Source organism: Janthinobacterium sp. 1_2014MBL_MicDiv, assembly GCF_001865675.1.
Taxonomy (GTDB): Bacteria; Pseudomonadota; Gammaproteobacteria; order Burkholderiales; family Burkholderiaceae_D; genus Janthinobacterium.
This window is the reverse complement of the sequence record NZ_CP011319.1, coordinates 1,372,317-1,386,600: the sequence shown is the minus strand read 5'-3', so window position 1 is coordinate 1,386,600 and position 14,284 is coordinate 1,372,317. Positions and strand designations below refer to the sequence as shown.

Sequence of the window (14,284 nt, the reverse complement as noted above, 5' to 3'; positions counted from 1 at the left end):
ATAAGGAGAAATACCGACATGAGCGACTTGGCATTGAGCGATCAAGAGGTTATCGACCTGACTCACTACCGGCGCGCGGCAGAGCAACTGCGCGTATTGAAGGAAATGGGCGTACCCGCCACCAGATTGCACGACAACACAGTGCGCGTGCTTCGCATGCATCTTATCCATCCCGCCACCATGCCGGCGGCTCCCGCCCCTGTAAGGAAGTCTGCCAGAAAATGAATCGTCACCGCAAAACCAATCGCGGCCTACCGCGCCGGGTCTATCTAAAAAACGGCGCATATCGCTATCTGGCGGCCGCGCCCATGCGCAACCCGGCCAATGGCAAAATGCAAAACTGGATTCACCTTGCCTATGAGGCCGAGGGGGAAAGCAAGATGCTGGCCGCCCTGGCCGCGCTGCTGGGCAGTCCGCAACTTGTCGAAGGCTCGATGCCCCATGCCTGCGTGGAATTCAAGGAAAATAAGCTGGGCAACTACGGCAAGGATACGCAAGATGCCTACCGGCGTTACCTGGACGTGATCGCCTACGAATTCGAAGAATTCCACGCATCCCAGGTAACAACCAAGGACTGCGCCGGGTTCTTGCGCGACAACTTCAAAAGCACGCCGAACACAGCAAAGAAGTACGCGGCGCTGATGAGCAGGCTGTTCAAGTTTATCATCGGAGAACTGGGTCTGCGCCAGGACAACCCAATCGATCAACTCGACATGGCCAGCTACAAGACCGGACGGCGCGAGGTGCTGGCCACGCATGCGCAAGTGCAAGCGATACGCGAAGCCGGCATGATGAGCAAAGAGCGCAAAGGCACGGGCTTGAGCATCCCGACGGCCAGCGGCCCTATGTTCGCCTGCATCATCGATATGTCCTACCTGCTGTGGGCACGCGGTATCGATATCCGCATGCTCAAAGAATCACAGATCGAGGATGGACGGATCAGGATCAAGCCAAGCAAGACACAAAAAACCAGCGGCAAGGCGGTCGATATCGTCGTCACGCATGAGATTGCCGAAGTGATCGCCCGCGCCCGTGGACTGAAAATCAAGTATGGCCTGATCAGCCAGTTCGTGTTCCCGACACAAAAAGGCGGCGCCTACACCCGCTCCGGCCTCAGCTCGATGTGGGACCGCGCAAAGGAACGCATAGGAATGAAGGATGACGTGGTATTCCGCGATATCCGGGCCTTGGCGGCCACGGATGCGGCACGGCGCGGGGAAAACCGCAGCGACATTCAAAAGCGCCTGGTGCACACTTCAGGCAAGACCACGGATATCTACATCAAGGAAGTGATTGCGGATGTTTCCGAGATTCCTATGGCGTTGCCCTGGCTTCGAATGTCACGGGGCGAAGCAGATTAAGGGAGAATCTAAAACCGTAGAACGTAAAGTCCTACGGTGCAGGTAGAGAGAGCTTCGCTCCAAACGCTAGGCTTTAGGTGTCGTCACGGATATCTTTGCTTGGACCATTTGCTTTTACCGAGGCGATACCGCTATCTCGGCCGGCTGAAGTCGCGTAGTTTTCGCTTCGGCCAATTATTTCGCCATTTGCAGCTTTTAGTACGAAGGAGTAAGGCTGATTTGCAGCTGACTCCTTACGCGCATACCGGTCGTCAATCTGACTGTTAACCTGGCATGAAGCGATTCCAGTCTGGGCGCCCTGTTTAGAGGCGTAGTTCTCACTCGTCAGAATTACCTCGTTATTGCCAGCACGCAGCACGAAATGATATGGCTGGGCGGCGCTTGACTTCTTGATAATGTAATGACCTGACATTCGATTCTCCTAGATTGGAAGTGATATAGCTATGAGCCCATTTCTTATGCCGGGCTGCTGAAAAGCATATCATTCGCTGTCATTAGAAAATGCGCGCATTGTAACCTTGTCATCGCGAGAACAATTGAAGGCTGTTAGTTGATTCACAGCACAAAGCATGCAATTTTAACTTCCCGCTCCATGCCGATAAAGTCATTGGCATGAAGTAGTGAGAAAATCTGATGTCACGTAAACGGAAAAACCCAGCACCGATATTATACAAACGTATAATATACAGTACTGGGTTTCTATACAGCTTGCGCCGTAACTCCTTGAATCTAATGGTCGGGGCGAGAAGATTCGAACTTCCGACCCCATGCACCCCATGCATGTACGCTACCAGGCTGCGCTACGCCCCGACGAGGTGGGAATTATAGCAGAGGCTTTTAGGTTTTTGCCATGCTTTCCGCATGATTCATATCGAACTGCGCAAACTTTTTTGCATGGCCCCGGCAAGCGCCCTATTCGTTCAGCAGCAGCGCCGTCAGGACGATGCGAAAGCCCGCGATCAGCGGCTCGACCTTCACCGTCGGATTATGAATGAAGCGCACGGGCAAGCCCTGGTAAATGGCGACCAGGGCATTCAGCCGGCCTTCCAGCATTTCCTCGTCGGCCGGCAAGCCGCGCTTGATGCGCGCATCGCGGATGATGGAGAGAAACAGCTGGCGCGAACGCTGGTCCGAGCATTGCAGCATCTCGGCGATCGCCGGATTGCGCGACGCCTCGGCAAAAATTTCCAGCGGCATCATCCACGTTTTCGGGTCCAGCGCTTCGAGCACATGCTCGCCCGCATTGTCGATCACGGCCTGCAGCGGGTCTTCGCGCTGCGCCAGGTCCTGCATCAGGTTCGACACCCGTTCCGTATTCTGCATGACGAAGGCGGCGATGATCGCATCCTTGCTGTCGAAGTAATTATAGATGTGGCCCGCGCTCATGCCGGCCGCTTTCGAGATCTCGGCCATGCTGGCGCCGTGGAAGCCGCGGCGGCTGAAGCAACTCTCCGCCGCATCGAGCACCTGCTTGCGCCGCGTGTTGGCGCGCTCGGGATCCGGATGCTTCTTTTCAACTTGGTTCATGATTTTCCAGTAGCGCGCCGGCCCTGCCCTTGCGGGTAAGGCCGGCGTCGGCGTCCCCGTGATTATTGGACGCCGCCAGCCGCCGCGACGGCTGTCTGCTCAGGTTGCCATCCGCCGCCCAGCACCTTGTACAGGGTCACCAGGTTGGTCGACTTGGCCAGGCGCGCCGTGATCAGGCTTTGCTGCGCCGTGTACAGCGCGCGCTGGGCCACCAGGGCGTTCAGGTAGGACTCGGCGCCCTGCTTGTAGCGCGCATCGTGGATGGTGTAGCTCTTCGTCGACGCTTCGACCAGCGACTCCTGCGACTGCAGGCGCTCGTCGATCGTGCCGCGCTGGGCCAGCGCATCGGACACTTCACGGAAGGCGACCTGGATCGCCTTTTCGTATTGCGCCACGGAGATTTCACGCTGCACCTTGGCGATATCGAGATTGGCGCGGTTCACGCCGCCATCGAAGATCGGCAAGCTGATCTGCGGCAAAAAGCTCCAGGTGCCGCTGCCGCCCTTGAACAGGCCGGACAGGTTGTCGCTGACCGAACCCGCCGTCGCCGTCAGCGAAATGCGCGGGAAGAAAGCCGCGCGCGCCGCGCCGATGTTGGCATTCGCGGCGCGCAGGGTGCGCTCCGCCGCCAGCACGTCGGGACGGCGTTGCAGCACGTCCGACGGCACGCCGGCCGGAATGTCCGTCAGCGCCGTCACAGCGCCAAACTCGGCTTGCGGCAGCAAGTCGGCCGGCACGGGGCCGCCCACCAGCAGGACCAGCGCGTTTTGATCCAGCGCAACCTGGCTCGTGTAGACGGCCACGTCGGAACGGGCCGATTCGACACTGGTCTGGGCATCGTACTTGTCCAGGCCCGAGGTGGCGCCGGCACTGAAGCGGCGCACGGCCAGGTCATACGACGACTGCTGGCTCTTCAGCGTGTCCTGCGCCACGCGCAGGCGCTGCTGGTCGGCCACCAGGTTCAGATAGGTGCTGGCCACTTCGGCCACCAGGCTGATCTGCTGTGCACGGCGTGCTTCTTCCGTGCCCAGGTATTGCTCCAGCGCGCTGTCGGACAGGCTGCGCACGCGGCCGAAGAAGTCCAGCTCGTACGCCGACACGCCCAGGTTCGCCGTGTACTGGCGGTTGATGGACGCTTCGCCCGTCGGGCTGGCGTTTTTCGAGATGCGCGTGGCCGACTGGCCGCCGGACGCCGACAGGGTCGGGATCAGCGCGGCGCGTTCGATGCCGTAGGTGGCGCGCGCCTTCTCGATGTTCAGGATCGAGACGCGCAGGTCGCGGTTGTTGGCCAGCGCCAGTTCCAGTACCTGGCGCAGGCGCGCATCGGCAAAGAACTCGCGCCAGGCGACGTCCGCCACCGGCTTGGCGTCGGCGGCGGCCGTGTCGGCCTTGTAGGAAGGACCGGTCGGCCACGCCGTCGGCGCCGGCGCGGCCGGACGCTCGTACGTGGGAGCCAGGCTGCAACCGGCCAGCAAGGCCATTGCCGCCATGGAGAGTAGCGTTTTTTTCATATTAATGCGCATCCTTAGAAAGCGTGACGGCTGGCGCACCAGGCGTCGCCGGCGTGGCGGGCGCGTCCGACTTCGAGAAGAAGCCGCGCACCAGCACGAAGAACACCGGCACGAAGAAGATACCGAGGAACGTGGCCGTCAACATGCCGCCCAGCACGCCGATACCGATGGCGTTCTGGCTGCCGGAACCGGCGCCGCTGGAAATAGCCAGTGGCAACACGCCGAGACCGAAGGCAATCGAGGTCATCAGAATTGGGCGCAGGCGCAGACGCACCGCATGCAAGGTCGCGTCGATCAGCGACATGCCCGATTCCTGCATTTCCTTGGCGAACTCGACAATCAGAATCGCGTTCTTCGCCGACAGGCCCACCACCGTGAGCAAGCCCACCTGGAAGTACACGTCGTTCGACAGGCCGAACATCCACGTGCCGAGCACGGCACCGATCACGCCCAGCGGCACGACCAGCAGCACCGAGAACGGAATCGACCAGCTTTCATACAGCGCGGCCAGGCACAGGAAGACGATCAGCAGCGACAGCGCGTACAGCTGCGGCGTCTGCGAACCGGATTCGCGCTCTTCCAGCGAAACGCCGGTCCAGCTGAAGCCGATGCCAGGCGGCAGCTTGGCCACCATCTCTTCCATCGCGTTCATGGCGGCGCCCGTGCTTTGGCCCGGCGCCGGCGTACCGAGGATCTCTACCGACGGCAAGCCGTTGTAGCGTTCCAGGCGTGGCGACGCGTAAATCCACTTGCCGGTGGCAAAGGCGGAGAACGGCACCATCTGGCCAGCGGTATTGCGCACGAACCACTTGTTCAAGTCTTCCGGCTGCATGCGCGAGCTGGCATCGCCCTGGATGAACACTTTCTTCACGCGACCACGGTCGAGGAAGTCGTTGACATACGAACTACCCCAGCCGACGCTCAGCACGCGGTTGATCTCGGCGATCTGCAGGCCCAGCGCGGTGGCTTTCTGCTGGTCGATCTCGATCTTGTACTGCGGCGTATCTTCCTGGCCGTTCGGGCGCACGCCCACCATGGCCGGGTTTTGCGAAGCCATGCCCAGCAGCTGGTTACGCGCCGCCATCAGGGCGTCATGGCCGACACCGCCGATATCCTGCAGCTGCATGTCGAAACCGGTGGCGTTACCCAGTTCCAGCACGGCAGGCGGGGCGAAGGTAAATACCATCGCGTCCTTGATCTGCAACAACTTGCCCATGGCGCGACCGGCCACGGCAGGCGCCTTTTGCTCCACGGCCTTGCGTTCAGCCCAGTCTTTCAGGCGCACGAAGGCGATACCCGTGTTCTGGCCGTTACCGCCGAAGCTGAAACCGGCGACGGCAAACACGGAAGCGACGTTGTCTTTCTCGCTGTTCATGAAGTGGTCTTCGACCTGTTCGATCACTTTCAGGGTGCGCTCTTGCGTGGCGCCCGTCGGCAATTGAATCTGCGTAAACAGGATGCCCTGGTCTTCTTCCGGCAGGAACGACGTAGGCAGACGCATAAAGATGAACACGAGGCCGGCCAGCAACAGCACATACAGCAGCATCGAGCGGGCGCGGTGGGTGATCATGGCGCCAACCATGCCCTGGTATTTGTTGCTGCTGCTGTCGAAGCTGCGGTTGAACCAGCCGAAGAAGCCCTTGTTCGTCGCGTGATGGCCTTTTTCGACCGGTTTCAGCAGGGTGGCGCACAGCGCCGGCGTAAACACCAGCGCGACGACGACGGACAGCACCATCGACGAGACGATCGTGATCGAGAACTGGCGGTAAATCACGCCCGTCGAGCCGCCGAAGAAGGCCATCGGCACGAACACGGCCGACAGCACCATGGCGATACCGACCAGCGCACCCGTGATCTGCGTCATGGACTTGCGCGTCGCTTCCAGCGGCGACAGGCCCTCTTCGCTCATCACGCGCTCGACGTTTTCCACCACCACGATCGCATCATCGACCAGCAGACCGATGGCCAGCACCATGGCGAACATGGTCAAGGTGTTGATCGAATAACCGAACGCATTCAGGATGCCGAAGGTACCGAGCAGCACGACCGGCACGGCCATGGTCGGGATCAGGGTGGCGCGGAAGTTCTGCAGGAACAGGTACATCACGAGGAATACCAGGATGACCGCTTCGACCAGGGTTTTGACCACTTCTTCGATGGACAGTTTCACGAACGGGGTCGTGTCGAACGCCACCTGGTAGCTCATGCCTTCAGGGAATTGCTTGCTCAGGTTGCCCAGCATGGCTTTCGCCGCGTTGGCCGTGTCGAGCGCATTCGCGCCCGTCGCCAGCTTAATCGCCACACCGGTGGCCGCATGGCCGTTGTAGCGGGCCACGGTGTTGTAGTTCTCGCGGCCCAGTTCCATGCTCGCCACGTCCTTCAGGTGCACCATGGCGCCGTCGGTGGTGGTTTTCAGCAGGATGGCGCCGAACTGTTCCACCGTCTGCAGACGGCTCTGCGCCGACACGGTGGCGTTCAGCTGCTGGCCCTTGACGGACGGCGTGCCGCCCAGTTCACCGGCCGACACTTCCGCATTCTGCGCCTGCACGGCCGTGATCACGTCCGCCGGCGTCAGGTTGAAGCTTTGCAGCTTGGCCGGGTCGAGCCAGATGCGCATGGCGTACTGCGAACCGAACAGCGTCACATCGCCCACGCCCGCCACGCGGCTCAGCGGATCGACGACGTTGGCGGCCACATAGTCGCTCAAGTCGGTCTGGTCCATCTTGCCGTTTTCGGAAATGAAGCCGAACACCATCAGGAAGTTCTTCGTGGCTTTCGACACGACGAGACCCTGTTGCGTGACAGCCGTCGGCAGCAGCGGCGTGGCCAGCTGCAGCTTGTTCTGTACCTGCACCTGGGCGATGTCAGGATTGGTGCCGCTGGTAAACGTCAGCGTGATGCTGATGCCGCCAGTCGCATCGCTCGACGAGGCCATGTAGCGCAAGCCGTCGATGCCCTTCATCTTTTGTTCGATGACCTGGGTGACCGCATCTTCCACGGTCTTGGCCGAGGCGCCAGGGTAGGAGCCGCTGATCGAAATCGACGGCGGGGCGATGCTCGGGTACTGCGCGATCGGCAGGCTGAGGATCGAAATCACGCCGGCAAGCATGATGACGATCGCGACCACCCAGGCAAAAATCGGGCGGTCAATGAAAAAACGGGCCATTAATATTCTCCTGAATTAGTGGGCGCTGGCAGCCGATGCTGCGGCAGAGGCTGCAGCGGCAGGCGCGTCAGCGGCCTTGGCCGGCACGGCAACGGCAGGGGCGCCTGGCTTGACTTTTTGCAAGCCTTCCACGATCACGCGGTCGCCTGCGGCCAGGCCGGACGTCACCAGCCAGTCGGTGCCGATGGTGCCGCTGGTGGTCAGGATGCGTTGTTCAACCTTGTTTTCCTTGTTCAGGATCAAGGCCGTGGCCTGGCCTTTCTGGTTGCGCGTCACGCCCACTTGCGGCACGGTGATGGCTTTCTCGTCGACGCCCGTTTCCAGCTGTGCACGCACGTACATGCCTGGCAACAATTCGCCTTTCGGGTTCGGGAACAGCGCGCGCAAGACCACGTTGCCGGTGGTCGGATCGACCGTCACGCCGGCGAACTGCAGCTTGCCCGGTTCGCTGTACTTGCTGCCGTCCGGCAGGATCAGGTCGACCTTGGCCTGGCCTTCGCCGACTTTTTTCAGCGAACCATCGGCCATCTGGCGCTTCAGGCGCAGCAGGTCCGTGCTCGACTGCGTCACGTCGACATAGATCGGGTCCAGTTGCTGCACGGTCGTCAGGGCTTCCGCCTGGCCCGCCGTGACCAGCGCGCCGGCCGTCACGGTCGAGCGGCTGGTGCGGCCGCTGATCGGCGCCGTCACGGTGCTGTATTTCAGGTTGATATTCGCCGATTCCAGCGCCGCTGTGGCGGACTCGACGTCTGCCTTGGCTTGCTCGAAGGCGGCCACGGCATCATCGTATTCCTGGCGGCTCACGCCTTCGATGGCCACCAGCTCCTTGTAGCGGGCCGCTTTCGGGCCGGCCGTCAGCAGGTTGGCCTTGGCTTTCGACAGGGCGGCCTTGGCCGAATTGGTGGCAGCCTGGTAGGTGGCCGGGTCGATCTGATACAGGGCCGTGCCCGCTTTCACATCGCTACCCTCGACGAACAGGCGCTTCTGGATCAAGCCGCCAACTTGCGGACGCACATCGGCGACCTGGTAGGCATTCGTACGGCCGGGCAATTCGGCACTCATCGGCAACGCGGCCGGATTAACAGTAAACACGACCACCTGTGGCGCTTGCTGCGCATGAGGTGCTTCCTGTTTTTTACTGCAGCCGGCCATGATTACAGTGGCGCACAGAACGGCAATAGCGCCGCTCGTACGCGGCGACGTCAAGGAAAAGGTTGGTTGCATCTTGGACTTTCTGAAAAAGAAGCTGGCTAGTGTCGTTAGAAATGACTAAATTTATTAACGCAGATCAAAGAATGAACGATCATTCTAAAATCGTCAAGCATCGTTACAATTGAAACATAGTAACTATCAAGCGAATTTTATTATCAATGATGCAATAAAATGACGGCAACAACAGGGGTGGCGCGCTGGCAGGGTCAGTCGGAAATCAGGCTGGCTGCGGCAAAACGGCAATGCGGGAAAGTTGGATTGAGTGAATACTGTAGCAGGGTAAGGCGATCTTTGCTGAAGCAAGCGACATGTGCGCAACACCCGCTACGCCAGCCTTCCGCACCGCGATAAATATTTACCAATGGTATCGAAAAGGCATGACCGGTGCAGGTGCGCTAAGATGGCTGCCCACAGCTGGCCATGACAGGGAGCGCGGCGATGACAGCACAGGCGCAGGCGGCAATGCCACCGCAGGACGCGGCCGGCCAGCTTGCGCCGCCACTGCTGTCGACGGGCGTGCCGGGTCTCGATACCGTGCTGGCCGGCGGCCTGCTTGCCGAACGCCTGTACCTGGTCGAAGGCGAACCGGGCACGGGCAAGACGACGCTGGCGCTGCAATTCCTGGTCGAGGGCGCGCGCGCCGGCGCACCGGTGCTGTACCTGGCGCTGGCCGAATCGGAAGCCGAATTGCGCGCCGCCGCCCTGTCGCACGGCTGGGACCTGGCCGGCATTGCCATCGAAGAAGTGGCGCCCAGCGACGACATGCTCGACCCGGAGCGCCAGTACACCATCTTCCACCCATCCGAAATCGAGCTGGCCTCAACCAACCAGCGCATCCTGGCCGCCATCGAAAAGCACCGCCCCGCCCGCCTGGTGCTCGACTCGCTGTCCGAACTGCAGCTGCTGGCCGAGAACCCGCTGCGCTACCGGCGCCAGGTCGTTGCGCTCAAGCAATATCTGGCCAGCCGGCACTGCACCACCCTGCTGATCGATGACCGTTCCGCCCTCGACGACGGCTTGCAAGTGCGTAGCGTGGCCCATTGCGTGATCTCGCTGGAGCTGCAAAACCAGGCCTATGGCAACGACCGGCGCCGTGTGCGCGTGGTGAAATACCGCGGCGTGGCGTTTCGCGGCGGCACGCACGACTACCGCATCGCCCATGGCGGCCTCATCGTCTACCCGCGCCTGGTGGCGGCCGACACGCGCCGCGACGGCGACCACCGCCGGCTGTCGAGCGGCGTGCCCGCTCTCGACGCCATGACAGGCGGCGGCCTGGAGGAAGGCATGAGCACGCTTATTTCCGGCCCGGCCGGCAGCGGCAAGTCCACGCTGGCGGCGCAATTCGTGCATGCGGCCACGTCGCGCGGCGAGCCGTGCGCCATGTTCCTGTTCGAGGAAGCGCGCAGCAAGCTGCTGAGCCGGGCCGACAACGTGGGCATGCACCTGCAGGCGGCGCTCGACATCGGCCTGCTGAGCGCACAGCAGATCGATCCGGCCGAGCTGACACCGGGCGAATTCGCCCAGGCCGTGGTCGACGCGGCGGAGCGGGGCGCCCGGGTCATCGTCATCGATAGCCTGAACGGCTACATGCACGCGGTGCCCGATGAGCGCTTCCAGAGCACCTACCTGCATGAACTGCTCAATTACCTGAGCCAGCGCGGCGTGGCCACCCTGCTCGTCGGCGTGCAGCAAAACATGCTGGGCACGTCCATGACCACCTCGGCCGACGCCAGCTACCTGGCCGACAGCGTCATCATGCTGCGCTATTACGAAACGGAGGGCGAGGTGCGGCAAGCCATTTCCGTCTTCAAGAAACGCGGCAGCGCGCACGAGCGCAGCATCCGCCGCTTTGAAATCGCCGCGCAGGGCATCCGCATCGGCCCGGCCCTGGCCGGTTTCCACGGCATCCTGACGGGCATGCCCACCATCGGCGGCACGCCATTTCCCTAGGGCTCGCCATGGAACAGCGCATCCTGATCTACGCGCCGGCCGGCCAGGATGCGGCGCTGGCCGGTCAGGTACTGGCCAGCGCCGCCATCGCCAGCCAGGCCTGCCGTTCGGTCGCCGAGCTGGCCGGGCAACTGGCGCTGGGCGCGGGCGGCGTGCTGACCGTCGACGAGGCGCTGCATGCGGGCGCCTGCCAGGTGCTCGACGACTACGCCCGGCACCAGCCGCAGTGGTCCGACCTGCCCATCCTCCTGCTCACGCATGCGCGGCTCGATTCCCTGCCCCTGCGGCAAGCCATCGCCACCCTGGGCAACCTGACCCTGCTGGAACGCCCCGTGCACGTGCTGACCCTGATCACCTCGGTCCATGCCATGCTGCGCGCGCGCCAGCGCCAGTACCAGGTGCGCGAGTCGCAACAGCGCAAGGATGAATTCCTTGCCAGCCTGGGCCATGAACTGCGCAATCCGTTGGCGCCCATCAGGACGTCGGTGGCCCTGCTCAGCCACCTGTATCCGGAATCGGCGCAAGTGGCCACGGTGAAAGGCGTGATCGAGCGCCAGGTCACGCACCTGACGCGGCTCGTCGATGACTTGCTCGACGTGGCGCGCATCACCAGCGGCAAGGTGGTGCTGCAGCGCAAGAACATTAGCTTGCAACAGGTGATCGGCCATGTGATCGAGCTGTGCCAGCCGGCCGCCGCCAGCCGCCACATCGGCATCGCGCTCGACTTGCCGCCAGCGACCGTGACCTTGTACGCCGACTATGCGCGCGTGGTGCAGATCTTTGCCAATATCGTATCGAACGCCGTGAAGTTCACGCCAAATGGCGGCCACATCCACATTACGGCGCACGTGGCCGCTGGCCAGCTGCGGGTGGCCGTGGAAGACGATGGCATCGGCATCGACCAGGACGCCATCCCGCGCATCTTTTCCATGTTCGAACAGGGCCGCACGGTGGCGGGCCAGATGGCCAGCGGCCTGGGCATCGGACTGAGCCTGGCGCGCCAGTTTGCTGAAATGCATGGCGGCAGCATCGAAGCGCATAGCGATGGCCCCGGGCGCGGCAGCCGCTTCGTCGTCACCCTGCCCGCCAGCGTGGCCGAAGCCGTCACAGGCACGCCGCAGGCGGCAGACGCCACGCCGGCCGGCCACGGCCATGCCGTGCAGGTGCTGGTGGTGGACGACAACCGCGACGCGGCCGATTCGCTGCAGGCGCTGTTCCAGCTGGAAGGCTATGCCGCCAGTGTCGCGTATGGCGGCGAACAGGCGCTGGCGGCCGTCGACGCCGCATGGCCGCAATTGATCGTGATGGACCTGGGCATGCCGGGCATCGACGGCTACGAGACGGCGCGCCAGGTGCGCCAGCGGGCGCAGGGGCGCGACGTGCTGATGATCGCGCTGACCGGCTGGGGCCAGTGCGATGCGCGCCAGCGCACGGCGCAGGCCGGGTATGACCATCACCTGACGAAACCGGTCGATTTCACCGCCATCACCGCCCTGCTGGGCCAGCACCTGGCGCGCGGGGCCGCCAGCGGGGCTACGCGGACAGAATGAGGCCTATTTCCACTTGCCGCGCAACTCCTGCACCCGTTGCTGCAGCAATTCCGGCGTGGCGGCCTCGGGCGCCACGGGCATGCCCACGGCCAGCGACAGGCGCGAGCGCAAGCCCGCCTTGAAGGCGCGCTCGAACAGGTGGCCATTGCGATGGCTCAACAGATGCCCCCACAAGCCGCGCAGCGCCAGCGGGATCACGGGCACCTTGCTGCGCTCGACGATTTTGGCGATGCCGCCCTTGAACTCGCTGATCTGGCCCGTGCGCGTCAGTTTGCCTTCGGGGAAGATGCACACCAGCTCGCCTTCATGCAGCGCTTGCGCGATATCGATGAAGGCTTTTTCCATCAGAAACGGATCTTCCTTGGCCGGCGCGATGGGGATGGCCTTGGCCGTACGGAAAATCCAGCCCATCAGCGGCATCTTGAAGATGCGGTGGTCCATGACGAAACGGATGGGACGGGGGCTGGCCGCCATGATGACGATGGCGTCCACATAGCTCACATGGTTGCATACCAGCACCGCCGCGCCTTCCGCGGGGATGCGCTCGCCATCGACCACTTTCACGCGGTGCACGGTCTGTATCAGAATCCACGCCAGGAAGCGCATGAGGAATTCCGGCACCAGCGAGAAGATATACGCAGCCACCAGCGCGTTCAGGATGGCCGTGACGAGGAACAGCTGGGGTATGGTGAAGCCCTGTCCCAGCAGCACGATGGCCACGCCGGCGGCCGCCACCATGAACAAGGCGTTGAGGATATTCATGCCGGCGATCGTGCGCGAGATGTGTTTCGGGTCGCAGCGCGTCTGGATCAGGGCAAACAGGGGCACGATGAAGAAGCCGCCGAAGACGCCGATCATGACGATGTCGAGCAGGATGCGCGGCACGCCGGCCTGGCTGACGAACGCCAGCGCGTCGACCACTTGCGTATTCGCATACGCATTGCTGGCGAAATACAGGTCGATGCCGAACAGCGACAGGCCGATGGAGCCGAACGGCACCAGACCGATCTCGATCTTGTGGCCGGACAGCCGCTCGCACAGCAGCGAACCGGTGCCGATGCCGACCGAAAACACCGTCAGCAGCAGCACGAACACGCTGTGGTCGCCATGCAGGAAATCCTTCGAATAGACGGGGAACTGCGCCAGGATCAGGGCGCCGTAGAACCAGAACCAGGAATTGCCCAGCATGGCCAGGAAGACGGGACGGTTCTTGCGCGAGAAATTCAGGTTGCGGAACGATTCGGCGACGAAGTTCAGGCTCACCTTCAGTTCCGGCTCGGGCGCCGGCGTGCGCGGCACGCGGTAGCTGGCGATGAGGCCGAACAGGGCCACGGCGATGGTGGCGCCGGCCACCAGTTCCACGCCCAGCGGCTTGTGCACGATCAACACGGCGCCGAGGATCTCGCCCAACAGGATGCCGACAAAGGTGCCCATCTCGATCAGGCCATTGCCGCCCACCAATTCCTCGGGCTTCAGCTGCTGCGGCAGATACGCATACTTGACGGGGCCGAACAGGGTCGAATGCACGCCCATGCCGACCACGGCCGCCACCAGCAGCCACAGGGTATGCGTCATCCACCCAGCGGCGGCCACGGCCATGATGGCCAGCTCCATCCATTTCACGAAACGGGCCAGGCCCGCCTTTTCGAACTTGTCGGCCAGCTGGCCGGCCGTCGCCGAAAACACGACATAGGGCAGGATGAACAGGCCGGGTATCAGGTTGGTGATGGTGGACGGGTCGAGCGTGGTCCAGCTCAGCGCATCATAGGCGAGGATCACCATCAGCGCCGTCTTGAACAGATTGTCGTTGAAGGCGCCAAAGAACTGGGTCCAGAAGAAGGGCCCGAAACGGCGCTGCGACAATAAGGAAAACTGGCTGCTTTGACTCATGGCATGGAGAACCGGACATTAAGGAATTGCTAAAATACAGCACTATCTTGCGCACGACAATCTGAATGTCGCCATCTTGCTTAGCATCAATACGGAAAGCACCGTGCCGCGCCATGC

General features: G+C 62.4%; 10 protein-coding genes and 1 tRNA gene. 4 read left to right on the top strand and 7 right to left on the bottom strand.

Annotated elements, in window-relative coordinates; all coding sequences use genetic code 11:
- Positions 1-18 precede the first annotated feature (18 nt).
- Positions 19-225 (top strand): DUF4224 domain-containing protein, encoded by a 207-nt coding sequence (locus YQ44_RS06055; RefSeq protein WP_035820921.1) that lies wholly within the window; start codon positions 19-21, stop codon positions 223-225.
- Positions 222-1,361 carry a tyrosine-type recombinase/integrase gene (locus YQ44_RS06050; RefSeq protein ID WP_083411664.1) on the top strand — a complete coding sequence of 380 codons (1,140 nt, stop codon included), beginning with the start codon at positions 222-224 and terminating at the stop codon, positions 1,359-1,361. Before YQ44_RS06055 ends, YQ44_RS06050 begins: the two co-directional genes overlap by 4 nt.
- Positions 1,362-1,434: 73 nt before the next feature.
- Here the strand turns inward: YQ44_RS06050 and YQ44_RS28045 are convergent, their stop codons facing one another.
- From YQ44_RS28045 to YQ44_RS06025, 6 genes are all read right to left on the bottom strand, one after another.
- Positions 1,435-1,773, bottom strand: a complete 339-nt coding sequence (locus YQ44_RS28045; protein ID WP_083411663.1) for a YegP family protein — start codon at positions 1,771-1,773, stop codon at positions 1,435-1,437.
- 321 nt (positions 1,774-2,094) lie between these two features.
- Positions 2,095-2,171: transfer RNA gene (locus YQ44_RS06045), tRNA-Pro, on the bottom strand.
- A gap of 102 nt (positions 2,172-2,273) precedes the next feature.
- Positions 2,274-2,888 carry a TetR/AcrR family transcriptional regulator gene (locus YQ44_RS06040; RefSeq protein WP_071322616.1) on the bottom strand — a complete coding sequence of 205 codons (615 nt, stop codon included), beginning with the start codon at positions 2,886-2,888 and terminating at the stop codon, positions 2,274-2,276.
- A 62-nt stretch (positions 2,889-2,950) separates the two neighbouring features.
- On the bottom strand, positions 2,951-4,399 hold the full coding sequence (adeC, locus tag YQ44_RS06035) for an AdeC/AdeK/OprM family multidrug efflux complex outer membrane factor (protein ID WP_071322615.1): 1,449 nt from the start codon (positions 4,397-4,399) through the stop codon (positions 2,951-2,953).
- A 1-nt stretch (position 4,400) separates the two neighbouring features.
- Positions 4,401-7,565 (bottom strand): efflux RND transporter permease subunit, encoded by a 3,165-nt coding sequence (locus YQ44_RS06030; protein ID WP_071322614.1) that lies wholly within the window; start codon positions 7,563-7,565, stop codon positions 4,401-4,403.
- Between the two features lie 15 nt (positions 7,566-7,580).
- Positions 7,581-8,789, bottom strand: a complete 1,209-nt coding sequence (locus YQ44_RS06025) for an efflux RND transporter periplasmic adaptor subunit (protein ID WP_071322613.1) — start codon at positions 8,787-8,789, stop codon at positions 7,581-7,583.
- Positions 8,790-9,239: 450 nt separating this feature from the next.
- Here YQ44_RS06025 and YQ44_RS06020 point away from each other — a divergent pair, with 450 nt between their 5' ends.
- Together YQ44_RS06020 and YQ44_RS06015 are read left to right on the top strand one after the other, a co-directional pair.
- A complete protein-coding gene (locus YQ44_RS06020) occupies positions 9,240-10,727 on the top strand; it encodes an ATPase domain-containing protein (protein WP_071322612.1) in 1,488 nt (495 codons plus the stop codon).
- Positions 10,728-10,735: 8 nt separating this feature from the next.
- Positions 10,736-12,277, top strand: a complete 1,542-nt coding sequence (locus tag YQ44_RS06015; RefSeq protein WP_071322611.1) for a hybrid sensor histidine kinase/response regulator — start codon at positions 10,736-10,738, stop codon at positions 12,275-12,277.
- Positions 12,278-12,280: 3 nt separating this feature from the next.
- On the opposite strand, the gene YQ44_RS06010 is transcribed toward YQ44_RS06015, so the two are convergent.
- Positions 12,281-14,167 (bottom strand): MFS transporter, encoded by a 1,887-nt coding sequence (locus tag YQ44_RS06010; RefSeq protein ID WP_071322610.1) that lies wholly within the window; start codon positions 14,165-14,167, stop codon positions 12,281-12,283.
- Positions 14,168-14,284: the final 117 nt, after the last annotated feature.